This is a genomic window from Bacillus jepli (genome assembly GCF_047238305.1).
Classification (GTDB): domain Bacteria; phylum Bacillota; class Bacilli; order Bacillales; family Bacillaceae_L; genus Ferdinandcohnia.
The window spans coordinates 1,283,816-1,309,769 of the sequence record NZ_JBDFMO010000001.1; the positions used below are offsets into that span (position 1 = coordinate 1,283,816).

The following is a 25,954-nucleotide window of genomic DNA, read 5'->3' on the forward strand; positions in this document are numbered from 1 at the left end:
CCCATTAAAGTTCCCGAGTCGCTGAAACCTTTCAGTAGGTTCTTACGTCTCATTTAATGGTTATTTTCTGAAAATAACATATATGGTAGTCTATAGGTATATGTTCCTGTTTTTTACAGTTGGAAGTTTGGTAAGGGGGGATTTGGTTGCTTAAAAGAGTAAGAGTGTTTAGTGGGCGAGATGTGATTTCGATTCTTTACTTCGGCCTTGTTGTTCTTGGGATTGCTTATTTTTTAGGGGAGAGGGATGTTGCAAAGTTTTTCTCAACGATTAAAACAATGCTACCTGTTTCTGAGAGCTGGGATACAATCAAGCAATTAATCAGCAATCTACAAACCGAAGGAAGTCTTGGTGCAACAAAAAATAAGGAGCCGTATGAAGGGATCGTCCTTGAATATTTTCCACGAAGTTTATCAGTAATTGCAACAGCTTTTTTGTTAGCGGTTTCTTTGGGGATAGCAAAGGGGATCTTTGATTATCGAAATCGTTATACATACCTGAATTTTTTTGGGACAGGGGTAACCTCGATGCTCAATTCTTTACCAGATTTTTTTATGATTATCGTTCTCCAATGGGTGATTATGATTCACTTTAATTTTATCGACGTATTTGGTCATGACCAGTGGTTTAACTTTATTTTGCCGGGGATTCTTGTATCTCTATACCCTATGATGTATTTTGCTAGAATTACGTTTACTGCCCTTGCCAGTGAGGATGGGGAGATGTATATCCAATATGCCCGTGCAAAAGGATTAACTCAGAGGTTTGTTATACATAAGCACATCCTGAAAAAATGCATTCGCTCGATCTTACAGCATATTGGTGTTGTCATGACGTATGTCGTTTCCAATCTATTAATTGTTGAGTGGCTGATGGCATATAAGGGTGCTGCTTGGCGAATGATGTTATCGATTAATCGGTTGAATTTAAAAATTCCACTAAGCCAACCCTATGCAGATTATCCGGAAATAGGTTTAATCGTAGAAATTTCTTTCTGTTTTGTCTTGCTTCTATTCATCACCCAAATCGTTAGTGTAATTTGGCAAAACAAGTACGAAATAGAGAAGCGTAACGTTTGGACCCGAATTGCAAAAGTGATTGTTCAATATTCCTTTATTTGGGTTTTTGTGCTTTTTATTATTTCGTACTTAAAGGTAGGATACTAGGAAGGAGGAGCGCTTATGAAAAATTGGTCGCTTTGGACAGGTTTAATACTTTTTGGACTCATGTTATTTATTAGCTTTGTTGGACCACAGTTTTCGTTTATTGAGCACACTCCTCCCGAGCATAGAATGAGATTTTACGATGGAGGTGAACTTGGAAGGGCGCCATTCCCACCTTCAAAGGAAGATCCACTTGGAACAGATCGTGAAGCCAGGGACATCTTAAGTATGCTTATTCTTGGAGCAAAGGACACGCTAAAAGTTATTGTGTTAATCACATTGATTCGCTACATCATTGCGATTCCAATGGCTTTTTTGGCCTCCACGAAAAAAGGTATTGCTTACATGGTTTCCAATGGTTGGTACTCCTTGTTTGGAAGTATCCCCACGATTTTTGCAGCGATTTTACTATTGGAAATTTTCCAGACAGACGGGCTTGAAAACGCTGTGTATTGGAATGTCCTATTATTAGCGCTCATCGAAGTCGGAAGGGTTAGCTATATTTTTGCACATGAAATTTATGAGGTGTCTCAAAAAGAGTTTGTCCAAGCAAGCGTGACGGTGGGGAGTACCCCGTTTCAATTATCAGTGATGCATTATCTGCCCTCCGTTGCCCAGAGTTTGGTCGTCAACTTCTTTAATGATTTGGCGAGGGTCACTTTATTATTAGGACAGCTTGCCATATTCCAATACTTTATTGAGCATGCGATTGAATTTATTCCTGGTGGTGGGGTTTTTCATGATGAAGCTGGATATAACTCTTTAACAGGATTGTTTACCTGGCCAGGGTTATTGTCGGCGGCACGATACGAGGTAATGAAAGCTGTGTGGATTCCGTTATTCCCGGCGATAGCCCTAACGATACTCCTTCTAACATTCCAATTGCTAAGTGAAGGGTTCAGGAAGTTGTTTGAAAGGCAGATGTCGAGTGGGAAAAATAGGGTCGTGCACCGAGTAGCTGAACGAGTAGGCGAGGCGTTGGTTGCAAGTAAAATGGTGGGTGTAATAACACTTGTTGTGTTTGTGGCAGCTATAAGCACTATTATTTTAACCGGTACTATGAATAATTCAACTGAAGCAGATGCGCCAGTTGAGGAAGAGATAGAAGTAGGAGAGGAAGAGGAAATCAATGAAGATGACCCATATGGTGATGGGATGTATACCTATTACAATGAAACACTTGAGGCAAAGACGATAGCAACCACAACAAAAGGTGGGTATTATGATAAGCTAGAATTCCTTGAGTCCCAGATGGTGAAAAAAACGGATCGAGATTTTGATACTGAAACATTAACATTGAGGTGTAGGACAATTGGAACGGGAAGATGTGAGAAACCCATGATCACATTTAAAGAACCCGTTTCAACAGTGAACGAAGCCTACCAGTTAATCCTCGATCATTTGCCAACTGATGCTACGATAAAAAATGAATGGCACAAAAATGATAGTGAATACATTTATAATGTAACAAGTACCATGTTGAAAGACAGCTATCATTGGATAAACACTGACTATGGTTTAGGTGAACTGGCAGTTATTATGCACATAACACCGGAAAAGATAGTCGAACAAGTCGAAATCGAAATCGGCTACCGATAAAAGATTCAAACCCCTGAACTGTCAGGTTACACAAACAGTCAGGGGTTCCTTTGATTTATTCCGCCATCTTCTCCAAATTGCCATTGCGGTCCATTTTAAAAGTACTAGCAGGACGTTCTTCCTCTTCGAATAAGACGAGCTTTCGTGCACGATTCATAATCTTCATTAGTGTTTCGTAATCTTCTTGGATGTTCACTGCGCTTTGTTCAAGCTGAGTAATTTTCTTTTGTAGTTCTTCATTTTTACGAAGTATCTCATTCTTTTCTTTTTTCAATCTCTCATTCTCCGATTTCAGTGCTTCCATTCCGAGACTTGTGCTGCCCATGGATTGAAGGTAGGAAATCACGGAATCCATTGTTAATGTTGGTTTAGGAGTAGAGTATTGTGGCGTCTTCACTTCCTGACGAACACTGGTAGATTCAGATGTAAATAGCGGAAACTCGTCCGCAAATTCTTCGAGACTTGGTGTTGGTGGTGTATACAAAAGTTGTTTTTTCACAGGCTGATTCTTACCGAGCGCACGTTGGCGTTGTTTCCGATGCTTTTTTGCTAGTTGTAGATCCTTCTCATAGCTATGGCGCACAACCGCGTTCCAACGGAAACCACATGCAGCAGAAGTACGATTTAATCGGTCGCCAACCTCTTCAAATGCATTTAATTGCGTACTACCCTCTCTAACGTGTTTTAGTACAGTTTCAGCTAATAAGAGGTCATTTTCCTCTGTCCAAGCGTCTTGTCTTTCCTTCATATTGATTCATCTCCCAATATATACGTTTAACTTTATTCAGCAGAAGTCCTCTACTAATATAGTGGAGGATGAGTGCAGGAAGAGTATAAACTGTTGTAGTGGTTCATCCCACGGCTGAATAAAGTTGATGCCTCCGGCGGATGCCGCAGATTTTCAAAGGAAACTTTTCGCGATAGCGCGAAAAAATCTGGGCGTAAATACGCAAAGGCGTATTTGATATTGCCGTTAGGTTATTACATATATTGGTCAATTGTTTCAAACTTTATACCAAAATCATAAAAAGGATAATAGATTAATTTACTTAAAAATATTTCAATATCGCAAACTCGTACTTGTGGAGATTTTTTGAAACTTATTTTGTTCCCTTGCAAATACTGTAGGGGAGGAGTAAAATACCGTTTAGTGTATTTAAATAGCTAAATCGGCATGCTAAACATGACCGGTTCAAATATGAATCCATTTAGAATTTACAAGATGAAAGGATTGTACGCAAAATGGCAAACGAATTTCGCATTTGTGATGATTGCCAGGCAACCAATATCAAAACCTTAGTGCCACGCTTAAAGGAAGTTGATGGAGAGGCAACAATTGACATTCGGTGCCAATCATACTGCGGCCCAGGTAGAAAAAAATCATTCACATTTGTTAACAATCGTCCGGTATCAGCTCCTACAGAAGATGAATTAATCGAAAAGATTAAAAAGAAGCTTAAAATGGACTAATATCGCCTTTCTCTCTTTAAGAGAAAAGGTGATTTTTTATACTCCGAAAGCAGGATATTCCAAATCCTTCCTCGAAACTTTTATTCATGTCGAAAAATTTTCCAACCATTGATATGACTTGGTTAAACCGATTTTTGGTGAATTTTAGGTTTTTTTGTCAGAAATAAATAGATATAATAATAGCATGCCAGTATGGAAGAGGTTGAATAGATGACAAATTCCAATGGGAAATTAAGTGAAGAAAAGGTTTTTAAAGACCCTGTACATAGTTACGTACATGTTCAGGATCAAGTGATTTGGGAGCTCGTTGCAACTGCAGAGTTTCAAAGACTACGACGAATTCGCCAATTAGGGACAACCTATTTTACTTTTCACGGGGCGGAGCATAGTCGTTTCAACCACTCACTAGGTGTATATGAAATTGTTAGAAGAATTATTGATGATGTGTTTCGTGATCGATCTTTTTTAGATGAAGAGGAGCGCTTATTATGCCTTTGTGCGGCTCTTTTGCATGACCTTGGCCACGGGCCATTTTCACATTCGTTTGAAAAAGTATTCCATTATGATCATGAGGAATTTACACAGGCCATCATTGTCGGGGATACGGAGGTAAATCGAGTCCTTAAGCAAGTTGGGGATGATTTTCCGAAAAAAGTGGCCGAAGTAATTGCGAAAACATATAAAAATAAATTAGTTGTGAGCCTCATCTCCAGTCAAATTGACGCAGACCGTATGGATTATTTATTGCGTGACGCGTATTATACCGGCGTTAGCTATGGAAACTTTGACATGGAGCGGATCTTGCGTGTGATGCGACCACTGGAAGACCAGGTTGTTTTTAAAAGCAGTGGAATGCATGCGGTTGAAGATTACATCATGAGTCGATACCAAATGTATTGGCAGATCTATTTCCATCCTGTTACACGGAGCGCAGAGGTTATTTTATCGAAAATTCTCCATCGTGCCAAACAGTTGTATAAGGAAAACTACGCATTTCAAACGGCTCCTGTTCATTTTAGATCCATTTTCGAAGATACGTTAACATTAAAGGATTATGTGAAGCTTGATGAAGGAATTATCTCTTTCTATTTTCAAGTTTGGCAGGACGAGGATGATTCGATTTTAAGTGACCTTTGCCGTCGTTTTCTTAATCGCAATCTGTTTAAATATGTAGAGTTTGATCCAAGTACACAAATGATGAAGATGATGGAGCTTAGAACGCTTTTTGAGGAAGCGGGGATTGATCCGACTTATTATTTAGTCGTCGATTCATCATCTGATTTACCATATGATTTTTATCGACCAGGAGAAGAAGAGGAACGACTTCCAATTAACCTCTTAATGCCTAATGGTGAGATTCGTGAGTTATCAAGACAGTCTGAAATTGTGGACGCCATTTCCGGTAAAAGGCGAACCGATCATAAACTTTATTTTCCACAAGATTTAATTGAAACACTACCAGAAACATTCAAAGAGAAGATAAAAGAAGTACTAGGTATATAAGTTTGGGTGAGGAGATGAAGGGGTTTTGTTAACAGAACATGCAAAAGTAATGAAGGCATTCGCTGCTGCAGGGGAAATCACAGGTCGGAAAAAACTGCAAAAAATGATTTATATTGCGAAAAAGATTGATTATCCGTTTTATGAAAAGTACAACTTCCATTTTTACGGACCATACTCAGAGGAGTTAACCTTACGTGTGGAGGAGCTTTGTAACCTTGGATTTTTAGATGAGGTGAAAGAGAAAAAGGGTGGCTATTATCAGTATCGCTATTCTTTAACTGAAAAAGGCGAACAGTTTTTAGGCCACTATCAATTGGACATGCCCCCATTAGATGGCTGTATGCAAGCCTTAAACAGTCAGTCTGCCCGCTTTTTAGAACTGGTGTCCACCGTTTTATACTTCGAGGGACTGGATAAGGAAGAAGTCAAAGAAAAAGTATTTACACTTAAAGCAAAGCAACGCTATACAGAGGAAGAAATTGACGAGGCTTACCAATATATTGATTCTCTTCGCGATTTAGTAAAACATTAAAAGAAAACTCGGCAGGTAAATCTGCCGAGTTTTTTGTATTAGTTCGGTTCCAGCGCCTAGCCCCTCGAGGTCACAAGTCGTTCCGTCAAGAAGGTCAAAATGCGACCTTCTGGCCGGCTCGTCTTGTGCTAGTTGGACTTGAACAGGACGTTCTGACGTCTGCGTTTGCCACAGGACGTGGCAGTAGTTAGTAGACGTTCATTTCGCTTGCACACGCTGTTTAATGCGGTAGAAAGGCAAGCTGGTAGAAGAACAATACTGCAAATAAATAAACGAGTGGGTGTACTTCTCTCCACTTTCCTTTGACAACCTTCATCAATGGGTATGAAATAAAGCCTAATGCAATCCCGGTCGCGATACTAGATGTAAGTGGCATGCTCAGTATGATTAAAAATGCAGGAAAGGCTTCATCAATCTCATTCCACCTGATGTCCTTAATGCTACCCATCATTAAAGATCCTACAATAATTAAGGTAGGTGCTGTAATGGCCGCAATCCCAGAAACGGCACTCACTAACGGTCCAAAAAAGGCAGCTAGAATAAAGAGTCCTGCAACGGTAACTGAAGTTAAACCTGTTCTTCCACCGGCAGCCACCCCTGTTGAAGATTCAATATACGCACTGGTAGGGCTTGTTCCAAACATCGCTCCAACCGTTGTACCTACTGAATCCGCAAGTAAGGCCTGTCTAGCACGTGGCATGACATTTCCTTTCATGAGCCCAGCCTGCTCGGCAACCCCGATCATCGTTCCTGTTGTATCAAAAATAGTAACGAGTAAAAAGGAGAAGACAACAGCATATAGTCCGTACTGAATTACATCACCTATGGCAGTTAAAGGGTTTGCGATAATTAAACCTTCAGGAAGTGACGGTGTATTTACCAATCCTTCTTTAAATTCAAGCTGACCAGTAAAATAAGCTATAATGGCAGTGATGATCATTCCGAAAAATAAGGCGCCATTTATGTTACGTGCCATGAGAATGAGGGTAATCGCTAATCCGACAAGCGCTAAAATGACCGATGGTGAGTGTAAATCACCTAGAGTTACTAAATTTGTTGGATGTGCGGTAATAATTCCAGTCAGTCGAAGACCGATAAAGGCAATAAATAAACCGATTCCAGCTGTGATTCCGTGCTTTAGGTTTGGCGGAATGGCTTCAATTAATTTTTCACGAAACGGCGTTAACGACAATATCACAAAAATGATACCTGCTACAAATACAGCGGCAAATGCCGTTTGGTAGGTAATGTTTTCATTTGCGCCAACAACGGAATAAGCGAAAAAGGCATTTAAGCCCATTCCTGGAGCAATCGCAATTGGATAATTTGCAAACAGTGCCATCCAAAGTGTTCCAACAACAGTTGCGATTATGGTTGCTAAAAATACTTGCTCAAACGGAACACCTGCATCTGATAAAATAACGGGGTTTACGACAACAACATACACCATTGTTAAGAAGGTCGTAATCCCTGCAAGAACTTCTTTTTTTACATTTGTATTTAATTCTGATAACTTAAACATAGTTGTGTACCTCCAAAAGGCGAACGATTTAAAAAATCCTTTTCTATAATATTCGTTTTTGTTCAAGACTGCAAGACATATTTAAAATTGTTTTCGGATAGTTTTTTAGAAAAGGTTTTAGCTAAAGTTTAATAAAGTCAATAATTTTATAGTGTCACCTTTAAATGTTAAGAAATAGGGTTTGTTTTCGTCGTCAAACATCATTAAATATGGACTCTCATGATCGGTGAAAATAAGCGTTACTTCATCTACTAGGTCATCAAACCATTGATTTCTCACCATAATAGTAGGTTCTAAAGGAATTCTTATCATTAATCCTGTATTTGGAATCGGATTGTATTTAACATATACGCCGTTGATACCTTTAAGAAGGAACTCAACTTCTTGCTGGATATCGGTACTTATTGGTACATGTTTTATAACCATATCTTGACTGATATCGAATATTTGTATTTCCTGAGTTTGGGCCATCACATTTGTTGACAATAGTTGAAAAATAAAGATATGAAGTAAAACACTTTTTAACATTTGAACCACCTCTTAGGTATTGTTCCCAAAAACAAGTCAGTATTTGTATTTTTAGAAAAGTGAAACTTTTCCTTATCATTATTCGTAAATACTAATATGACTAGGGGGATAGTGTATGTTGCAAAGAATTGATAAAGCATATTGGGTAGTATTATTGATCATTAGTATAATCTTGGGTGTGATAGTTGGTTTTATAGGCCCTACCTTATTCCATCACATTTTCTTTAAACACGGTGACACCTTTTTAGTTTTAACCCCTTCCATTTCAAGTATCTTAATGTTTATTGCTGTTGGTTGTTTTATTGTGTTTTGCATTGGTATGATAGTTGAAAATAAAATATGGAATTATGTTGGGATACTATTTTTAGTATGTTCAATTGCAATGGGGTATTACGCTAGTTTTGGAAACTATACACTTATCTCTAATAACGAGATTACATTTAAGAAATCAATGTCCGAAACCATTTATAAATGGGATGAAATTAAAGAAGCAGCTTATATGAATGAAACCCAGGAACCCGTTAAAAGAATCCATTTAATTTTGGAAAATGGTGAAGAGGAAACACTAGAAATAAATAGACAATATGTTCAAGAACTGAATAAAATACAACAGAAATTTATTCAGAATGATATTATGTTTTATTAGCAATAAGAAAAACAAATAGGAGGAAACAAACGTGACAAAGGAAAGTAACAAGGAGTTGTCATCGGAACAACGCGAAGAATTAGTAAAAGTACTGAAAGCCCGTTTTGAGAAAAATCCACACCGTCATGAAGGGCTTGAATGGGAAAAAATTGAAGAGAAGCTAGCGGCTAATCCTGAAAAACTATGGTCGCTCAATGAGATGGAGAGAACTGAAGGCGAACCAGATGTTGTGGGGTATGATGAAAAGATGGACAAATACATATTTGTTGATTGTTCAGCAGAAAGTCCTAAAGGGCGTAGAAGTATATGTTACGACAGGGAAGCACTGGAGTCCAGAAAGAAATTCCCACCGGAAAATAGCGCGATTGATATGGCAAATGACATGTGCATTGAGATGTTAACAGAAGCGCAATATCGAGCATTGCAGGAGCTTGGTCAATTTGATTTGAAGTCATCAAGTTGGGTGCAAACCCCAGATAAAATAAGAAAACTAGGTGGGGCCATCTTTTGTGATCGTCGTTATGACACTGTTTTTGTATATCACAATGGGGCAGATTCTTACTATGCTGCGAGAGGGTTCCGAGGTGTACTTAGGATCTAAACAAAAGAGGATTGTTCACGATTTGGACAATCCTCTTTTTTAATATTAATGATGGGCCTTTTCCAAAGCGAGTTTGATACCAAAACCAATCAGAATAGCACCTGTGATTCCCTCGATCATATTTTGTGCTTTCGGTTTTTTCATAAAAGTACTAATTTGGTTAAGTAAATAGACGTAAAGGAAAAACCAAATGGCAGTCAATACCGTATAGGTGAAACCCATGATAAGAAACGGTCCAAAGGTATTGCTTCCAGCGTCCACGAATTGAGGTAAAAAAGTTAAGAAAAAGACGGCAACTTTAGGGTTTAAGAGATTGGTTAAAAATCCTTGTTTAAAACAAGATTTGTTTTCAAATTGGCTTGCTGTGTTCATCTCCACGCTTGCAGCTACTTCTTTTTTCCGTAAGGCCCATAATGTTTTAACCCCTAGATAGATTAAGTAGATAGCCCCAACGTATTTAAAGACAGAAAATAATAAGGCTGACTTCACAATGATCGCCGATAATCCGAATACAGCAGCAGAAGTATGGATAAGAAGGGCGCAACAAGTTCCTAAAGCTGTTTTAAGACCTCCGATTCTCCCAACAGTGAGAGTGTTTTTCGTAGCAATGGCAGTATCGGGACCAGGTAAAATAATCAGCAACACACACATAAAGACAAACAGATAAAAGTTCTCCACTTTATGCATCCCCTCTGTTTCAATATGTAATTCTTATTCAGTATTATATATAAATGGTGTTGCTAATTGAACAAAAATTTAAAAATAAAAGTTAAAACCCGTGGTTCGTTTGCCACGGGTTTCTCACCTTCTATTCTTGGTCGCTTAAACGTTTACCAGCTACTGCGTAATGGTTTTTTGTCATTTCTTCGATAAAAACAACAATTTTCTCTTCTGATGCTCCTGTTGTTTCAGATACCGCTGCAGTTACTTTTTCAACGAGCGCCTTTTTTTGTTCTTCAGTGCGTCCTTCTAGCATTTTAACTGTTACGTATGGCACAATGAATCTCTCCAATCTATGTTTTATAATGCTTTAAGAGTATTGTATACTGAAAATAATAACTTTTCTAGAAGAAGGGGAAATTTGGTGGAACAATTAAGTAGATTTCTACATTATGACGTAAGCTTAATTCCGTATGTTGTCATCTCACTTTTGGTTGCATTTACGGTTCATGAATTTTCGCATGCCTATGTGGCATACAAGTTTGGCGATGACACGGCGAAGCGGCAGGGGAGATTAACGTTAAACCCGATTGCTCATTTAGACCCATTTGGTACAATCCTTATTTTTCTAGCGGGATTTGGCTGGGCACGTCCTGTCCCTGTAAATCGTTTTTACTTTAAAAAGCCACGACTTGCTGGGATTCTCGTTTCGGTCGCAGGCCCGTTAAGTAACCTTGTTGTTGCAGCATTAGGTTTGCTCATTTATATCATCCTTATCCGGGTAGGAGTGTTTGCTGCCATTCCAGAGACAGTAGGAGATGGTTTTGAAAGGTTCTTTAACCTATTTGTACGCCTTAACATTATGCTTTTTCTTTTTAATCTATTGCCGTTTCCGCCGCTTGATGGGTACCGCATCATTGAAGACCTTGTTCCAGCACGGATTCGTCCTAGATTGACGCAATATGAGGGATTGGGAATTGTGTTATTCCTAGTGCTTGTCATTACACCACTTGGGGGGCGATATTTGTTCCCATTTCTTTATAAAGGAGTTTATGGTGTCACAGAAATATTGGTTGCGCTCTTTCAACCAATCCTCCAATTATAAAATCAGACACTCATATGATAAAATGGTAGGTAATGAGTAAAAAGGGAAAGGTGGATGTATGGTGGATCAAAATAAGAAAAAGGTTGCTTTTAATATCATTAAAAATGATCCAACAGATGGTCACAAAGGATATGGCATTGGGGCACTTAGCCTTGAAAATATTTCACCGGTATTCATCGATATAGAAGAGGAAGATGTTTTCGTTGATGTCGGTGCGATGCATGCGAGAAGCGTCGTCGAGAAAGGAATTAAATTTCTTCCGAATAAAGAAGACGTTCCGAATGGAAAGCCATTTTGGTTAGTTTGGGTCACGATTGATCGAAGGGAAGAAGGACCATATTATGCGGGTGTCACAGCATGTGAAATGACAGTTGACCGTTCAATCCGTCGTGGATACAAATCGTTACCAGAGCATGTCAACAAAATGGATAAATCATTAAAACGCCACATCATGGTTGACTTTATGGACGATAAATCCAAAAAGCTATTGGCTGACTTTTTAATCAACCACAACAAAGAAATTTGGGATAACTCAAGTGACGAGTTAAAAGAGGGGCTTAAGGTCGAATAGGGCTCTTCCAATTGTGACATTTTGGTGAACAAACGTACTTTAGCTTGAGCTTTTTTAATAAAATAAAGTACACTAAATTTACAATGTACACACATTGAAACTAGGACACAGAAACCCCCAGGATCACACATCCTGGGGGTTTCGCTTTTTTGTTTAAATTAAATGTGTCTTTCGCATATCTGCCTTTCTGATTTTTTATGGTTCATAGGAAGTTGCGATTCTTAAACGTACGAAAGATGGATGAAGCCCATTTTGAGTGGAAATCGCGCTCGAAAAGTCCTTCATAAGCGTGATGAAGCCCGTTTTGAATGAAAAATCCCTTCAAAACGTTCTTCATAAGTAACTCTCATATCTCCCGTGGGACGACAAGGAACCTGTCCCTATGTCCCACCATTAAAACCAATCAAACATGCGCTTAAAGAAGCCTTTCTTTTCTTTTTCTTCTTTTTGCTTTGGTTTATCCTTTTTCACGTCCCCACTCTTTGAACAATATTCTGTTGGTTCGGTTCCTTTTTTATAATAAGTCAGCCTGGAAACCGGGCAATCCTTTGTAGGAAGCAAGCCGGTGTCCGGATTTACATATACCCCGACAACCCCTTCTGTCGGTTTGAAGGGTTTGGGTGCAATATCCTGATGAGCTTCCTCCATGAACCCAGCCCAAATATTTTTTGCATAATGGATTTCTTCGACAATTGTCAGGGGCTCATTATTGTCATAACCCGTCCAAATACCGGCGACAAGCTGTGGTGAGTATCCAATCATCCAGTTATCCGTGTCAGTTGAACCCGATTTTCCAGCATAAAAGCGGGTCAGTTTATCGCTAATGGTAGTTCCCGTTACCGCTGTATAATCATTTAATTTTTCATCAAACATCCCTGTCATCAACTGCGTTGTCACAAACGCGAGATCTTCATCAAGCACTTTTTTAGGTTTGGGCTCATTTTCATAGATGATTTCACCCTTGTAATTTTCAACTCTCGTAATAAAAATGGGCTTGTGTCGTGTCCCACCGTTATCAAAAGTGGCGTAAGCATTGACCATTTCAAGTACACTCACCCCAGAAGTCCCTAACGCAAGTGAAGGGACATCTTGAAGCTTGCTTTTGATTCCCACCTTTTTCGCGGTGTCGACTAGTTCACCATCACCAAGGAAAAGATGCGTTTTTACGGCGTAAACATTGTCAGACAAGGCAATCGCCTGTGCCAATGTAATAGAGTCATTCGCATAGTAATTTTTATAATTTCGCGGTGTATAGGTTGAACGGTCATCATCATACGAAAATGTCGTGAGTTCGCTTCGAATTTGGGTGGACGGTGTGTAACCTTTCTCAAGTGCAGCGTAATATAAAATGGGCTTAAAGGTTGAACCAGGTTGCCGTTTTGCTTGTATGGCCCGGTTAAAAGGGCTCTCCTCGTAATCCCGCCCGCCAATTAACGCCCGAACTTCACCATTTTTCGGGTCCATCGCAACAAATCCAAGCTGAATCCCGGAATCTTCTTTTACAAAGTCTTCAACTTTTTCCTCCGCAATTTTTTGTAGGTCTGGGTTTAGTGTCGTGTAGACACGTAAGCCGCCTGTTTCAATTGTTTCTTGGTCGAGCTTCAATTTAGAGTGCAGCTCCTTTTTTACAGCATCCTGAAAATAAGGAGCAATGTCTTCACGTCCGACAACTTTGTTGCCTGTAAAATTTAGCTCTTCAGCACGTGCTTGTTCTGCCGTTATATTTGAAATGACACCATTTTGAACCATGGATCGAAGAACGACATTTTGGCGCTGTTTTGCTTTTTCTTCATTTACTAAAGGTGAGTAATGTGTCGGGCCTTTCGGAATACCCGCAAGCATGGATGCTTCAGCAACTGACAGTTCGCTTGCCCTTTTTCCGAAATAGTAATTTGCTGCCGCTTCAATTCCGTAAACACCATGTCCATAATAGATCGTATTTAAATACCCTTCTAAAATCTCTTTCTTTGAATAATTTTGCTCCAGTCGAATCGTATAAAGGGCTTCGGTGAGTTTTCGATTCCATGTTTTTTCATGTTCTAAAAATAGGTTTCTGGCGTATTGCTGAGTAATAGTGCTTGCACCTTGTACTTTTGCCATTGCTTTAATGTCGGCAAGGACCGCTCCACCAATCCGCTTATAATCAAAACCGTTATGGTCAAAAAAGTTCCGGTCCTCTATTGACACCGTTGCATCAATAATAGCTTCGGACATGTCATCAAGCGATACCCAATAACGGGTCTCACCCTGATGGCGTTCTTCTCCGATTAATGTTCCATCCTCCGCGTAGAATAAGGTCGATAAAGGCACAGCTAGTGGAGGTGCGCCCTGGGTTTTTGCGTAGGAAAGCACGCCTAAAATACACACCGTTATAAGGGCACAGCCGATTAAGCCTATGAAAAGACAAGCTCGCAAAATCTTAATTGCGATTTTTAACCGATCATTTGTAATAAGCTCCACCAGGGTTCACCTCTCTTTTTTTCTCTTTTTTTAGGCATATATCAATCAGTATGAAAAAAAATCCCTCTTTCTAAACATTTATTTGCTAAAAGATGAAAAATTTTCTTGCATTTTCGCTAGTTTCATCTATACTTTTTTCAGTTGAGAGAAAAACCGGATGCTATTTTTACGTATGCCAAGGCTATCCATCAACTTTTGCCTGTAGCAAGATTAGGCAAAAACATCAATTTTTTTGAAGGATTAGGGAACGATAAAGGGATAGAATCTCTGAATTTGTTAGAGGATGTTCAAAAAGTCCGGTAAAAATGACACGTCGAATTTCTTCGTTGGCTTGCTTTTCCGTTGCTCACGTATAAAAGACATACGCTCCGCTACTCAAAGCTGCACCGCCTCGAAATTCTTGGTCCTTTTTGTCCTCCTTTTTGAACACGTATTCTTAAATCGAAAGGATGTTATACACATGGAATTATGGTTTACGGAGAAACAAACAAAAAGCTTTGGGATCACAGCGAAAATTAAACAAACCTTACATACAGAACAAACGGAGTTTCAAAAGCTTGATATGATAGAAACTGAGGAATTTGGCAACATGCTTGTTCTTGACGGCATGGTGATGACCACTCAAGTGGACGAGTTCGTGTACCACGAGATGGTAGCGCATGTACCTCTATTTACTCACCCAAATCCTGAGAACGTACTAGTCGTTGGAGGCGGTGACGGTGGAGTAATCCGCGAAGTGTTAAAGCACCCAAGTGTGAAAAAAGCGACGCTAGTTGATATTGACGGAAAAGTAATTGAGTACTCTAAGAAATACCTTCCTGAAATTGCGGGTAAGCTGGAAGACCCACGTGTAGAAGTGAAGGTTGGCGATGGATTTATGCATATTGCCGAGAGTGAGAACGAGTATGACGTCATCTTGGTTGACTCCACTGAGCCTGTAGGTCCAGCGGTAAATCTGTTCACAAAAGGCTTTTATGCGGGAATTTCAAAGGCATTAAAAGAAGACGGTGTATTTGTGGCACAAACAGACAACCCTTGGTTTACTCCAGACTTAATCCGGAATGTACAACGCGACGTAAAAGAAATCTTCCCAATCACACGTCTTTATCTTGCGAATATCCCAACATACCCAAGTGGTCTATGGACATTCACAATCGGTTCGAAAAAATACGATCCATTAGAAGTAAGCGACGACCGCTTCCATGAGATCGAAACAAAATACTATACAAAAGAAATCCATAAAGCAGCGTTTGTATTGCCTAAATTTGTTGCTGACTTAACGAAATAATTGGGGGATGTTCGATGAGATTTGATGAAGCTTATTCTGGAAATGTGTTTATCAAAAGCCATCCTAATTTTGAGGAGAGCGAAGCCGTCATTTATGGCATGCCAATGGACTGGACAGTAAGCTACCGACCAGGCTCTCGTTTTGGCCCTAGCCGAATTCGCGAGGTATCAATTGGACTTGAGGAATATAGTCCATACCTTGATAAAGAGCTGGATGAAGTGAAATATTATGATGCGGGCGATATTCCATTGCCGTTTGGAAATCCACAGCGCAGCATTGATATGATTGAGGATTTTGTGGATCAAGTATTGGCTGCTGGAAAATATCCACTTGGCATGGGCGGCGAGCATCTCGTATCGTGGCCGGTGATGAAGGCTGTTTATAAAAAGTACCCAGATCTTGCGATAATCCATATGGATGCTCATACTGATTTGCGTGAAAATTACGAGGGAGAGGCACTTTCTCATTCAACACCCATTCGTAAAATTGCAGAGTTGATTGGACCGGAAAATGTCTTTTCATTCGGTATTCGCTCAGGGATGAAGGAAGAGTTCCAATGGGCAAAGGAAAACGGCATGCATATTTCGAAGTTTGAAGTGCTTGAGCCGCTGAAAAAGATTCTTCCAAAGCTAGCGGGTCGTCCTGTGTATGTAACGATTGATATTGATGTATTGGATCCTGCACATGCACCTGGAACAGGTACAGTGGATGCTGGTGGAATTACGTCTAAGGAATTATTAGGTGCCATTCACGAAATTGCGAAATCTGATATCCGAGTAGTTGGTTCAGACTTGGTGGAGGTTGCACCAATTTATGATGCTTCTGAGCAAACAGCGAATACAGCAAGTAAGCTGATTCGTGAGATGATTTTAGGGTGGATCTCAAAAAATAAATAAACAAAAGGGTCATGGATTCCAAATAGGAGTACATGACTTTTTTGCTGATTAGAACTCCTCAAATGGGGAGTTTTTCTAATTTTGACGGTGGTCAAATATTTTAGCTTTTGTACTTCTTAAGGGGTCCTCATGGGAACTGTCTACCTAGCATCAGGAATGTTCATCCATGAAGCAAGCGTCCTGCTTGTAATCCTGAATGCCATGAGGTTAATGGGCTTCAATCGCAAAACAATGAATAAGGAACACGGATTGAAAATCGTAACTGCCTAAAATTTGACCTAGGTCAAAGAAGGTCATGAAAAACCACCTTACAATAATAATAGAAATGTTCGGAATTAAATGTAGCCTTTACCTTACCATTGAAAAACTTGGTTACAAAGTATTACATTAATAATGAAACGGGCAAGCGACCTTAAGCTTGTCCGTTTTGTTTTTGCGTGACCAAAGCCCGATGTGAAATATATTTTAACAATTATGACAATTCTTTCGGAGTAGTGAATATAATACTTTTGAATTACATTTTTACCTGAAAAAGGAGGAATACGATGGTTGGGATTCGCTTTTTAAAAATGGCGGCATTGTATTTTGTGATTGGTGTTCTTATCGGGATGGGTATGTCAATGTCACACACGTACACCTTAACAGGAGTTCACGTTCATATTAACTTACTTGGTTGGGCATCTATGGGGCTTGCAGGAATTGTCTATTATTTATTCCCGCAGGCTGGAGAATCAAAGCTTGGAAAGATTCACTTTTGGCTTCATAACATTGGCTTACCGGTGATGATGATTGGACTCACGATGTTATTGCTCGGTAACCCAGCGGTCGAACCTGCTATTGCGGTCGGCGGTACGGTTACAACCCTCGCGATCATCCTATTTGCTATTAATATCTTCATGAACGTCAAAGTCACCAAACAATAATACCTTCATAAAACTCACCGCTTACTCGGCATCCGCCGAGTTTTCTTTTTTAATTTGAAATCCCCTCACAAAATGCCGTATACTAGTAAAGTTAACGACTTATAGGGATGTGTAAAAATGAGTCAAGCAGGAGTACCGATTGACCTCAAATTTGTAACCGAAATTAAAGACGGCAAGCGGAAAGAAAACGTTGCTTTTGACGCAAATGGTCTATACTACATAAAGGGCAACAATACATACTTGCAGTTTGATGAAAAGCAAGAAGCAGGGACGGTTAAAACGGTCATCAAAATCTCGGAAAAAGAGGTTCTCATCCTTCGTTCCGGACAGGTGAAAATGAGGCAGGTTTACCGAAAGAATGAAACCACAAACGGCTCATTTCAAAATCAGATCGGAACTTTTAACCTCACAGCTAAGACGAATAATATCGAATACAAGTGGTACAAAAACTCTCGAAAAGGGACGTTGTTTTTAGCATATGAACTTTCACTTCACGGTGAAAAGTCTGGATTACATAAAATAACCATTACATTTAAGGAGCGAAACTAGATGAATGTTGTTGATCAAGTAAAAGAACGTTTGAAAGCGGAAGTTAAAGACGCAGTTTTAAAGGCTGGACTAGCTACAGAAGAACAAATTCCTGAAGTAGTATTAGAACTTCCAAAGGATAAGGCACACGGAGACTATGCGACAAACATGGCAATGCAGCTTGCTCGCGTGGCGAAAAAGGCACCTCGTATGATTGCCGAAGACATCGTGGCAAACTTCGATAAATCAAAGGCATCTATCGAAAAAATTGAAATCGCAGGACCAGGGTTTATCAATTTTTATATGAACAATTCTTATTTAACAGACTTAATTCCGGCCATTTTAACAGCTGGTGAGGCGTACGGTGAAACAACAGTAGGCAACAAGCAAAAGGTTCAGGTGGAGTTTGTTTCAGCAAACCCAACAGGTGATTTGCACCTTGGACATGCTCGTGGAGCAGCGGTGGGTGATTCATTAAGTAATATTTTACAAAAAGCGGGCTATGATGTATCCCGTGAATATTACATCAATGATGCTGGTAACCAAATTAACAATTTAGCGAAGTCTGTTGAGGCGCGCTATATGCAAGCACTTGGCAAGGATGCCGAGATGCCTGAGGACGGCTATCATGGCCAAGATATCGTGGGAATCGGAAAGCAACTTGCTGAAGAATTTGGCGATAAATATGTCAATGTGGATGAAAAAGAGCGCTTCGACTTTTTCCGAGAATATGGCTTGAAATATGAAATGAAAAAGCTGAAAAAGGACTTAGAAGAGTATCGCGTTCGATTTGATGTATGGTATTCAGAGACTTCTCTTTACCATAACGGTAAAATCGATCGAGCTCTTAATGCGCTGCGCGAAGCAGGTCATATTTATGAAGAAGATGGCGCGACATGGTTCCGTTCCACAACATTTGGCGACGACAAAGACCGCGTTCTGATTAAAAATGACGGATCATATACGTATTTAACACCGGACATCGCCTACCACCAAGATAAGCTTGATCGTGGCTTCGAAAAATTAATCAACGTTTGGGGTGCCGACCATCACGGCTATATCCCACGTATGAAGGCTGCGATTCAGGCATTGGGCTATGATAAGGACACACTAGAGGTTGAAATTATTCAGCTCGTTCACCTCTTTAAAAATGGCGAAAAAATGAAGATGAGTAAACGTACAGGTAAGGCTGTTACGATGCGTGACTTGATTGAAGAGGTTGGCTTAGATGCCGTTCGTTACTTCTTTGCGATGAGAAGCTCTGATACACATCTTGATTTTGACCTTGATTTAGCAGTATCTCAATCAAATGAGAATCCTGTGTACTATGCCCAGTATGCACACGCACGTATTTGTAGCATGCTGCGCTCTGGAGATGAAATGAATATTGCGTTAGACGGAAGCTATGCGCTTGAGCATATCAATTCTGAAAAAGAAGTTGATCTCTTGAAAAAACTAGGTGAGTTCCCAGCAGCTGTAACAGAAGCAGCTGAAAAGCGGATTCCACATCGCATCACAAATTATGTCAATGAACTAGCAGCGGCACTTCATAGCTTCTACAACGCCGAGAAAGTGCTCGACCAAGACAATTTGGAAAAAACAAAAGCACGTCTTGCGCTAATGAAGGCAGTCCAAATTACGTTGCAGAATTCATTAAAATTAATCGGTGTATCTGCACCGGAGAAAATGTAAATATCAAAAAGGCACCCGTGCTACGGGTGCCTAATTTGTTAGTGGCAGTAAATCTGGAAGATAGTGGCATTATCCCGCGCCATCCCCCTATAAAAAGTGCGAAATCCAGGTCGCGATTTTAATTTTGACCTTTTTTTCCGACTTCAATTCATTGATACGGTCACGTGTAAGCACATTTGATGTTGTAAAGTCCTCTTCCACAATCTTTTTAAGGTCCTTAATGACTTCCTTGTCATGGATATAGCAATTGATTTCATAATTCGAATAAAGACTTCGCTTATCAAAATTGGCGGTGCCGATGTCACATAACTTGTCATCGATACAAATCACCTTTGCGTGGTAAAATCCTCTTGTATACATATTGAACTGAATGCCGATCTTTGACAGCTCGTCTAAATATGGAATGGCAGCTTCTTTTACAAAAGGATGGTCCGGTTTTTTTGGTAAAAGTACCCGAATCTTCACATTGCGTTTTTTAGCGGCAATCAATTCCTGTTTGAGTTGATCACTCAGTACAAAGTAAGGAGATCCAATAATAATTTCTTTTTCAGCCTGCTTAATCATTCCGACGAAATCCTCTTCAAGATAAACCCCGTTTCTTGCGATAAACCTCATTTGGGACTTTCCTTTATGGAGCGGTGGAAAATATCTGTCACGATTATCAACAGCTTCTTTTGTCGCATGATACCAATCCTCCAAAAACTGTGTCTGAAGGTCGGCGACTCCTTCGCCCGTTAGCCTCATGTGGTAATCGCGCCAAAACCCAAATTTCGGATCCTCGCCGAGATATTCTTTACCGATATTGAAACCACCCATATACCCCGTTTTTCCATCAATGACAGTGATCTTCCGGTGGTTCCGTTCATTGAGCTTATAAAATAAATAAGGAAAGTTCGGTTTGTTGCTATAGGAAAATGAAACCCCTGAGCGGGTCAGGTCTTTTTCCATTTCCTTCGTGACATTATGGCCGCCAACCCAATCTAGAAGGAAACGTACTTCGACACCTTGCTCCGCTTTTTTGGCTAAAAGGGAAACGAAATCCTTGCTAATGTCATCTTCCTTCAAAATATAAAACTCGACATGGATATGTTCGGTTGCATTTTGAATCTCTGTAAAAAGGTCTGAGAAGAGTGTTTCCCCTGTGGCATAAAGGGAAATATCACTGTTACGCAATGGAAACTCGTCGTTCACTTGTTTTTTTAAGTGACTTTTTCTTCCGAGACTGTAATCAAGGCGGAGTAACAGTAATAGAATGATGATAATAAGGACGATCCAGATAATAGTTCGCAACAAAATTACCCCTCCTATAATGGCGTTCACTTAGTTTATACGAAAATTAGAATGATTATTTGAGATTTAAAAAGAAAAATATTGACTGAATGCTCATTCATTATATAATGGAGATATGAACTATATAGTCAGAAAATATATTCCATTCAGGCAATATTACCTAGATGAAATATAGCCATGGCGGATGCCACAGATTTTTCAGATAAAATTATCGAGAAACCTCGATAAAAATCTAGGCGCAATTCACCTTGGCGAATTGATTTCTATTAAAAATGGTAAGAAAGGAGTTTGAAAATGAATATCCTCTTAGTAATAAATCTTCTTGCATTCTTAACTGTAACCGCTTACGCAATTTATTTATTTGTTTACCTTATTAAGACTAGAGTTGCTTATATCAAGCTTGGCAAAAAGGTCGAATTTGATGGGAAAGTAAAGGAACGCCTTGAGCGGATTTGGATTAACGTATTCGGACAAAAAAAGCTTTTAAAGGATAAAAAGAGTGGAGCCATCCACGTTATGTTTTTTTATGGGTTTATTCTTGTCCAATTTGGTGCGATTGATTTTATTTGGAAGGGCTTAAAGCCAGGCTCCCATCTTCCACTGGGACCATTGTATCCAGGCTTTACATTTTTCCAAGAGATCGTCACATTTATGATTTTAGTTGCTGTCGTATGGGCATTTCATCGCCGTTATGTGGAAAAGCTGGTACGTCTAAAAAGAGGTTTTAAATCAGGACTGGTTCTCTTATTTATCGGTGGCTTGATGCTGTCCGTTTTACTTGGAAATGGCGCCGGAATCGTTTGGCATGGTCATGATCCATCATGGACTGAGCCAATTGCATCCGTCATTTCGCTTGCTTTAAGTGGTCTTAATGAAACGGCTGCGATTGTTATTTTCTATATCGCTTGGTGGATTCATTTAATCTTCCTGTTAAGTTTCCTTGTCTATGTGCCGCAATCCAAGCACGCACATTTAATTGCAGGACCCGCGAATGTGTATTTAAGCAGACAAACAAGCCCAGGAAAGCTTGAAAAAATTGATTTTGAAGATGAAACACAAGAAACCTTTGGTGTTGGAAAAATTGAAGACTTTAAGCAAACACAATTAGTTGACCTGTATGCATGTGTCGAATGTGGTCGCTGTACCAATATGTGTCCAGCAACAGGGACTGGAAAAATGCTGTCACCAATGGATTTGATTGTGAAATTACGGGATCACCTAACGGAAACAGGTGCAGTCGTGACTTCACGTGTTCCATGGGTACCGGCAGTTGCTTTTAATCATACAAAGGGGAATCAGCTCGCACTAGCATCGGCTAGCCAAGGAGCAAATGAAACAGCTGCAACAGCTGAATTAGCCTACAGCCCAAGCTTAATTGGGGATGTCATTACAGAAGAGGAAATTTGGGCATGTACGACTTGCCGTAACTGTGAGGACCAATGTCCTGTTATGAATGAGCATGTCGATAAAATTATTGATTTACGTCGTTACTTAGTACTGACAGAAGGAAAAATGGATGCGGATGCTCAGCGTGCGATGACGAACATTGAACGTCAAGGAAATCCATGGGGCCTTAACCGTAAGGAAAAGGAAAACTGGCGTGATGTACGTGAAGATGTTCATGTACCAACTGTTAAAGAAATGAAAAAAGCAGGCGAAGAGTTTGAATACCTGTTCTGGGTTGGTTCCATGGGTGCATTTGATAACCGAAGCCAAAAAATCGCGCTCTCTTTTGCAAAATTAATGAATGAAGCAGGCGTGAAGTTTGCGATTTTAGGAAACAAGGAGAAAAACTCTGGTGATACACCACGTCGACTAGGAAATGAATTTTTATTCCAAGAGCTTGCGACAAACAATATTGCGGAATTTGAAAAGGCAGAAGTGAAAAAGATTGTAACAATCGACCCACATGCCTACAATATTTTCAAAAACGAGTACCCTGATATGGGGCTTGAGGGTGTTGAGGTTTTCCATCATACGGAACTTTTATATGACCTTGTAAAAGAAGGCAGATTGGTTCCTAAGCATGCAGTAAACGAAGTCATCACTTGGCATGATTCCTGTTATTTAGGACGTTACAATGACGTGTATGATCCACCTCGTGAAATTTTAAAACAAATTCCAGGTGTCAAACTCGTAGAAATGGAACGTAACCGTGAAAAAGGGATGTGCTGTGGAGCTGGTGGAGGTCTAATGTGGATGGAAGAGGATACAGGGACACGTATTAACGTAGCAAGAACGGAACAAGCGCTTGCTGTGAATCCAACTACAATTGGTTCTGGTTGTCCATATTGCTTAACAATGCTAAGCGATGGTACGAAGGCGAAGGAGGTTGAAGAGCAAATTGGCACATATGATATCGCTGAAATACTTGAACGATCAGTTGTTGGGGAACAAAAAGAAATTGCATCTTAATGGCAAAAGATGATTTATCTTCCATTACCAATGTTGTAAAATATGAATATAGGAAACATTTAATTTACTTACAATAGAATAACAGATAAGGAGAGGTGTGCGATGGTACGCCTCCCTCTTTCAGACAAGGTTGAGCGAGCGTTCAGTCGAAAATATGTAAGCGGTTTCTAATCTGGGTTGTTCGAATAAAATCTAGGAGGTTGGAGCATGGGTAAAACAGTGATTGTCAGCGGTGTTCGTACTCCATTTGGAAAATTAGGAGGAAGTCTTAGTTCGTTAACTGCATCTGAGCTTGGTGGAATGGCCATTAAGGAAGCGTTACTGAGAGCAGGTATCGAAGGTAAAAATGTGGATGAAGTGATCTTTGGAACAGTTTTACAGGGTGGTCAAGGCCAAATTCCATCCCGTCAGGCAGCACGAAACGCGGGAATCCCATGGGAAGTAAAAACAGAAACCATTAATAAAGTGTGTGCATCAGGACTTCGCAGTGTTACACTTGCTGACCAAATCATCCGTGCTGGTGATGAAGAAGTCATTGTAGCAGGCGGAATGGAATCCATGAGCAATGCGCCATACTTTTTACAAAAAGCACGATCCGGGCTTCGAATGGGGGATGCAAGCTTAAAAGATTTAATGGTTCATGATGGTTTAACCTGCAGCTTCCAAGGAGTTCACATGGGTACCTATGGAAATGAGGTAGCATCAGAGTTTGACATATCACGTGAAGAACAAGACGAGTGGGCACTTCGTAGTCACGAGCGTGCGGTTGCGGCGATAGAGTCAGGTAAACTAGCTGAAGAAATTGTGGCGGTAGAAGTAAAAGGACGTAAAGGTACGGTTACAATCGTTGACAAAGACGAGGCACCGCGTGCAGATACAACGCTTGAAAAATTAGCAAAGCTAAAGTCTGTCTTTAATGCAGACGGCACAATCACAGCAGGTAATGCACCAGGCGTGAATGACGGGGCAGCGGCTCTTGTTCTGATGAGTGAAGAGCGGGCAAAGCAGGAAGGAAAAGAGCCTCTTGCGACGATTCTTGCCCATGCCGCAATTTCCGTTGAAGCGAAGGACTTCCCAAAGACACCAGGACTTGTCATCAATGAATTATTAAAGAAAACAGGTAAAACCGTTGATGAAATTGATTTGTTTGAAATCAATGAAGCTTTTGCGGCAGTTGCGTTAACTAGTGGAAGAATTGCCAATCTTAATCCTGAAAAAGTGAACGTTAACGGAGGAGCAGTTGCGCTCGGTCATCCAATCGGGGCAAGTGGAGCGAGAATTATCATTACATTAATCCATGAATTAAAACGTCGTGGCGGTGGCATCGGAATTGCAGCCATCTGCAGTGGTGGTGGCCAAGGCGATGCGATTATGGTTCAAGTATAACTTTATTCAGCAGTGGGTCTTACTTCTTTTAAGTGACGGGATAAGTGTAAAAAAGTAATCAATTAAGTGGTGGCTTAAAACCTGGCTGAAAAAGTTAAAGCCTCCGGCGGATGCCTCAGATTTTTAGAGGAAATTTTCGAGCAGTAAGATTAAAGACTAAAAACGCCACATCCTGTGGCAACGTCTTTATGACCCACTTCCTGTGGGCCTAAAAGTCTGGGCGCAAATACGCCAAGGCGCATTTGATTAATAGGAGGTATGTTAGATGAATGTACAAAAGGTAATGGTTATTGGTGCAGGGCAAATGGGTTCAGGGATTGCGCAGGTATGTGCAATGGCAGGCTATGACGTGAAGCTCCACGATTTAAAGCAGGAGTATCTAGATCGCGGCTTTTCGACGATAACAAAAAACCTTACTCGTCAAGTGGATAAAGGTCGTATGAGCGAAGATGACAAGGCTGCGACATTAGGAAGACTTACCCCGTCTCTTGACTTACAAAATGCATCTGATGTTGACCTAGTCATCGAGGCAGCCGTAGAAAACATGGACATCAAAACAAAGCTTTTCTCACAACTAGATGAAATTGCACCTCAGAAAACTATTTTAGCAACAAATACTTCCTCACTTCCAATTACAGAAATAGCAGCGGCAACAAAACGTCCAGAAAAAGTAATTGGCATGCATTTTATGAATCCAGTTCCAGTTATGAAATTAGTTGAAATTATCCGCGGCTTAGCAACAGCCGATGAAGTATATCAAGTCATTGAAGACATGACCAAAACGTTAAACAAGGTTCCAGTTGAAGTGAATGATTTTCCGGGATTTGTATCAAATCGCATTTTAATGCCGATGATCAATGAAGCCATTTATACCCTTTATGAAGGTGTGGCCACAAAAGAAGCAATTGATGAAGTCATGAAGCTTGGAATGAACCATCCGATGGGACCATTAACTTTAGCTGATTTTATCGGACTTGATACATGTCTTTATATTATGGAGACCCTCCACGAAGGCTTTGGCGATGATAAATATAGACCATGTCCATTGCTTCGTAAATATGTCAAGGCGGGTTGGTTAGGTAAAAAGTCTGGTCGAGGTTTCTACACATATGAAGGATAGGGGTGAATTTGAGTGACAACTCTTACAAACAACCCACATCATCAAGATCCCACGTT

The 25,954-nt window shown here is 40.1% G+C and carries 25 protein-coding genes; 18 read left to right on the forward strand and 7 right to left on the reverse strand.

What is annotated here, in order from left to right:
* Positions 1-146 precede the first annotated feature (146 nt).
* Complete coding sequence (locus ABC371_RS06485; RefSeq protein WP_412896044.1) at positions 147-1,166, forward strand: ABC transporter permease subunit; 1,020 nt, start codon at positions 147-149, stop codon at positions 1,164-1,166.
* Between the two features lie 15 nt (positions 1,167-1,181).
* Positions 1,182-2,762: an ABC transporter permease gene (locus tag ABC371_RS06490; RefSeq protein ID WP_412896045.1), complete on the forward strand. Its 1,581-nt coding sequence runs from the start codon at positions 1,182-1,184 to the stop codon at positions 2,760-2,762.
* Between the two features lie 55 nt (positions 2,763-2,817).
* Here ABC371_RS06490 and ABC371_RS06495 read toward each other — a convergent pair whose 3' ends face one another.
* Positions 2,818-3,510 carry an RsfA family transcriptional regulator gene (locus tag ABC371_RS06495; protein WP_412896046.1) on the reverse strand — a complete coding sequence of 231 codons (693 nt, stop codon included), beginning with the start codon at positions 3,508-3,510 and terminating at the stop codon, positions 2,818-2,820.
* A 494-nt stretch (positions 3,511-4,004) separates the two neighbouring features.
* Here ABC371_RS06495 and ABC371_RS06500 point away from each other — a divergent pair, with 494 nt between their 5' ends.
* The 3 genes from ABC371_RS06500 (at position 4,005) to ABC371_RS06510 (ending at position 6,267) form a co-directional block, all read left to right on the forward strand.
* Positions 4,005-4,232: a DUF1450 domain-containing protein gene (locus ABC371_RS06500; protein WP_136381893.1), complete on the forward strand. Its 228-nt coding sequence runs from the start codon at positions 4,005-4,007 to the stop codon at positions 4,230-4,232.
* Positions 4,233-4,442: 210 nt separating this feature from the next.
* The gene (locus ABC371_RS06505; protein ID WP_412896047.1) at positions 4,443-5,735 is read left to right on the forward strand and encodes an HD domain-containing protein; all 1,293 of its coding nucleotides are present in this window, start codon (positions 4,443-4,445) and stop codon (positions 5,733-5,735) included.
* Positions 5,736-5,760: 25 nt separating this feature from the next.
* Positions 5,761-6,267: a YwgA family protein gene (locus ABC371_RS06510; RefSeq protein ID WP_412896048.1), complete on the forward strand. Its 507-nt coding sequence runs from the start codon at positions 5,761-5,763 to the stop codon at positions 6,265-6,267.
* A gap of 220 nt (positions 6,268-6,487) precedes the next feature.
* On the opposite strand, the gene ABC371_RS06515 is transcribed toward ABC371_RS06510, so the two are convergent.
* Both ABC371_RS06515 and ABC371_RS06520 read right to left on the reverse strand, forming a co-directional pair.
* A complete protein-coding gene (locus ABC371_RS06515; protein WP_412896049.1) occupies positions 6,488-7,789 on the reverse strand; it encodes an NCS2 family permease in 1,302 nt (433 codons plus the stop codon).
* A 117-nt stretch (positions 7,790-7,906) separates the two neighbouring features.
* The gene (locus tag ABC371_RS06520) at positions 7,907-8,317 is read right to left on the reverse strand and encodes a hypothetical protein (protein WP_412896050.1); all 411 of its coding nucleotides are present in this window, start codon (positions 8,315-8,317) and stop codon (positions 7,907-7,909) included.
* Positions 8,318-8,432: 115 nt separating this feature from the next.
* Between ABC371_RS06520 and ABC371_RS06525 the strand changes: the two genes are divergently transcribed.
* Positions 8,433-8,963 (forward strand): hypothetical protein, encoded by a 531-nt coding sequence (locus tag ABC371_RS06525; protein ID WP_412896051.1) that lies wholly within the window; start codon positions 8,433-8,435, stop codon positions 8,961-8,963.
* 31 nt (positions 8,964-8,994) lie between these two features.
* Positions 8,995-9,564 carry a DUF4256 domain-containing protein gene (locus ABC371_RS06530; protein ID WP_412896052.1) on the forward strand — a complete coding sequence of 190 codons (570 nt, stop codon included), beginning with the start codon at positions 8,995-8,997 and terminating at the stop codon, positions 9,562-9,564.
* Between the two features lie 45 nt (positions 9,565-9,609).
* On the opposite strand, the gene ABC371_RS06535 is transcribed toward ABC371_RS06530, so the two are convergent.
* Both ABC371_RS06535 and thmT read right to left on the reverse strand, forming a co-directional pair.
* Positions 9,610-10,242 carry a LysE family translocator gene (locus ABC371_RS06535; RefSeq protein WP_412896053.1) on the reverse strand — a complete coding sequence of 211 codons (633 nt, stop codon included), beginning with the start codon at positions 10,240-10,242 and terminating at the stop codon, positions 9,610-9,612.
* 130 nt (positions 10,243-10,372) lie between these two features.
* Positions 10,373-10,561: a 2-hydroxymuconate tautomerase gene (gene thmT, locus ABC371_RS06540; RefSeq protein ID WP_335394167.1), complete on the reverse strand. Its 189-nt coding sequence runs from the start codon at positions 10,559-10,561 to the stop codon at positions 10,373-10,375.
* A gap of 87 nt (positions 10,562-10,648) precedes the next feature.
* Between thmT and ABC371_RS06545 the strand changes: the two genes are divergently transcribed.
* The gene (locus tag ABC371_RS06545) at positions 10,649-11,329 is read left to right on the forward strand and encodes a site-2 protease family protein (protein ID WP_412896054.1); all 681 of its coding nucleotides are present in this window, start codon (positions 10,649-10,651) and stop codon (positions 11,327-11,329) included.
* A 58-nt stretch (positions 11,330-11,387) separates the two neighbouring features.
* Positions 11,388-11,900, forward strand: coding sequence for a YwhD family protein (locus ABC371_RS06550; protein WP_136381884.1), 513 nt, complete (start codon positions 11,388-11,390; stop codon positions 11,898-11,900).
* 393 nt (positions 11,901-12,293) lie between these two features.
* Here the strand turns inward: ABC371_RS06550 and ABC371_RS06555 are convergent, their stop codons facing one another.
* Complete coding sequence (locus ABC371_RS06555; protein WP_412896055.1) at positions 12,294-14,360, reverse strand: transglycosylase domain-containing protein; 2,067 nt, start codon at positions 14,358-14,360, stop codon at positions 12,294-12,296.
* A 460-nt stretch (positions 14,361-14,820) separates the two neighbouring features.
* On the opposite strand from ABC371_RS06555, the gene speE reads away from it, so the two are divergent.
* From speE to argS, 6 genes are all read left to right on the forward strand, one after another.
* Positions 14,821-15,648, forward strand: coding sequence for a spermidine synthase (gene speE, locus ABC371_RS06560; RefSeq protein WP_412896056.1), 828 nt, complete (start codon positions 14,821-14,823; stop codon positions 15,646-15,648).
* Positions 15,649-15,662: 14 nt separating this feature from the next.
* The gene (speB, locus tag ABC371_RS06565; protein WP_412896057.1) at positions 15,663-16,544 is read left to right on the forward strand and encodes an agmatinase; all 882 of its coding nucleotides are present in this window, start codon (positions 15,663-15,665) and stop codon (positions 16,542-16,544) included.
* Positions 16,545-16,673: 129 nt separating this feature from the next.
* On the forward strand, positions 16,674-16,814 hold the full coding sequence (locus ABC371_RS06570; RefSeq protein WP_412896058.1) for a hypothetical protein: 141 nt from the start codon (positions 16,674-16,676) through the stop codon (positions 16,812-16,814).
* A gap of 275 nt (positions 16,815-17,089) precedes the next feature.
* The gene (locus tag ABC371_RS06575) at positions 17,090-17,467 is read left to right on the forward strand and encodes a heme-copper oxidase family protein (protein WP_412896059.1); all 378 of its coding nucleotides are present in this window, start codon (positions 17,090-17,092) and stop codon (positions 17,465-17,467) included.
* A gap of 117 nt (positions 17,468-17,584) precedes the next feature.
* Positions 17,585-18,016, forward strand: coding sequence for a YwiB family protein (locus ABC371_RS06580; protein ID WP_412896060.1), 432 nt, complete (start codon positions 17,585-17,587; stop codon positions 18,014-18,016).
* Positions 18,017-19,687, forward strand: a complete 1,671-nt coding sequence (argS, locus tag ABC371_RS06585) for an arginine--tRNA ligase (protein WP_412896061.1) — start codon at positions 18,017-18,019, stop codon at positions 19,685-19,687. It begins immediately after the preceding gene.
* A gap of 87 nt (positions 19,688-19,774) precedes the next feature.
* Here argS and cls read toward each other — a convergent pair whose 3' ends face one another.
* Positions 19,775-20,980, reverse strand: coding sequence for a cardiolipin synthase (cls, locus tag ABC371_RS06590; RefSeq protein WP_412896062.1), 1,206 nt, complete (start codon positions 20,978-20,980; stop codon positions 19,775-19,777).
* 291 nt (positions 20,981-21,271) lie between these two features.
* On the opposite strand from cls, the gene ABC371_RS06595 reads away from it, so the two are divergent.
* The 3 genes from ABC371_RS06595 (at position 21,272) to ABC371_RS06605 (ending at position 25,898) form a co-directional block, all read left to right on the forward strand.
* On the forward strand, positions 21,272-23,392 hold the full coding sequence (locus ABC371_RS06595) for a (Fe-S)-binding protein (RefSeq protein ID WP_412896063.1): 2,121 nt from the start codon (positions 21,272-21,274) through the stop codon (positions 23,390-23,392).
* Between the two features lie 207 nt (positions 23,393-23,599).
* Positions 23,600-24,778: an acetyl-CoA C-acetyltransferase gene (locus tag ABC371_RS06600; RefSeq protein ID WP_412896064.1), complete on the forward strand. Its 1,179-nt coding sequence runs from the start codon at positions 23,600-23,602 to the stop codon at positions 24,776-24,778.
* 265 nt (positions 24,779-25,043) lie between these two features.
* On the forward strand, positions 25,044-25,898 hold the full coding sequence (locus ABC371_RS06605; protein ID WP_412896065.1) for a 3-hydroxybutyryl-CoA dehydrogenase: 855 nt from the start codon (positions 25,044-25,046) through the stop codon (positions 25,896-25,898).
* Positions 25,899-25,954 lie beyond the last annotated feature (56 nt).

Excerpts from the sequence above, each read along its gene's own strand:
- ABC371_RS06490 (WP_412896045.1), top strand. The coding sequence starts at position 1,182 with ATGAAAAATTGGTCGCTTTGGACAGGTTTAATACTTTTTGGACTCATG.
- ABC371_RS06495 (WP_412896046.1), bottom strand. The coding sequence starts at position 3,510 with ATGAAGGAAAGACAAGACGCTTGGACAGAGGAAAATGACCTCTTATTA.
- ABC371_RS06500 (WP_136381893.1), top strand. The coding sequence starts at position 4,005 with ATGGCAAACGAATTTCGCATTTGTGATGATTGCCAGGCAACCAATATC.
- ABC371_RS06505 (WP_412896047.1), top strand. The coding sequence starts at position 4,443 with ATGACAAATTCCAATGGGAAATTAAGTGAAGAAAAGGTTTTTAAAGAC.
- ABC371_RS06515 (WP_412896049.1), bottom strand. The coding sequence starts at position 7,789 with ATGTTTAAGTTATCAGAATTAAATACAAATGTAAAAAAAGAAGTTCTT.
- ABC371_RS06520 (WP_412896050.1), bottom strand. The coding sequence starts at position 8,317 with ATGTTAAAAAGTGTTTTACTTCATATCTTTATTTTTCAACTATTGTCA.
- ABC371_RS06525 (WP_412896051.1), top strand. The coding sequence starts at position 8,433 with ATGTTGCAAAGAATTGATAAAGCATATTGGGTAGTATTATTGATCATT.
- ABC371_RS06550 (WP_136381884.1), top strand. The coding sequence starts at position 11,388 with ATGGTGGATCAAAATAAGAAAAAGGTTGCTTTTAATATCATTAAAAAT.
- speE (WP_412896056.1), top strand. The coding sequence starts at position 14,821 with ATGGAATTATGGTTTACGGAGAAACAAACAAAAAGCTTTGGGATCACA.
- speB (WP_412896057.1), top strand. The coding sequence starts at position 15,663 with ATGAGATTTGATGAAGCTTATTCTGGAAATGTGTTTATCAAAAGCCAT.
- ABC371_RS06570 (WP_412896058.1), top strand. The coding sequence starts at position 16,674 with ATGGGAACTGTCTACCTAGCATCAGGAATGTTCATCCATGAAGCAAGC.
- ABC371_RS06575 (WP_412896059.1), top strand. The coding sequence starts at position 17,090 with ATGGTTGGGATTCGCTTTTTAAAAATGGCGGCATTGTATTTTGTGATT.
- ABC371_RS06580 (WP_412896060.1), top strand. The coding sequence starts at position 17,585 with ATGAGTCAAGCAGGAGTACCGATTGACCTCAAATTTGTAACCGAAATT.
- argS (WP_412896061.1), top strand. The coding sequence starts at position 18,017 with ATGAATGTTGTTGATCAAGTAAAAGAACGTTTGAAAGCGGAAGTTAAA.
- ABC371_RS06595 (WP_412896063.1), top strand. The coding sequence starts at position 21,272 with ATGAATATCCTCTTAGTAATAAATCTTCTTGCATTCTTAACTGTAACC.
- ABC371_RS06600 (WP_412896064.1), top strand. The coding sequence starts at position 23,600 with ATGGGTAAAACAGTGATTGTCAGCGGTGTTCGTACTCCATTTGGAAAA.
- ABC371_RS06605 (WP_412896065.1), top strand. The coding sequence starts at position 25,044 with ATGAATGTACAAAAGGTAATGGTTATTGGTGCAGGGCAAATGGGTTCA.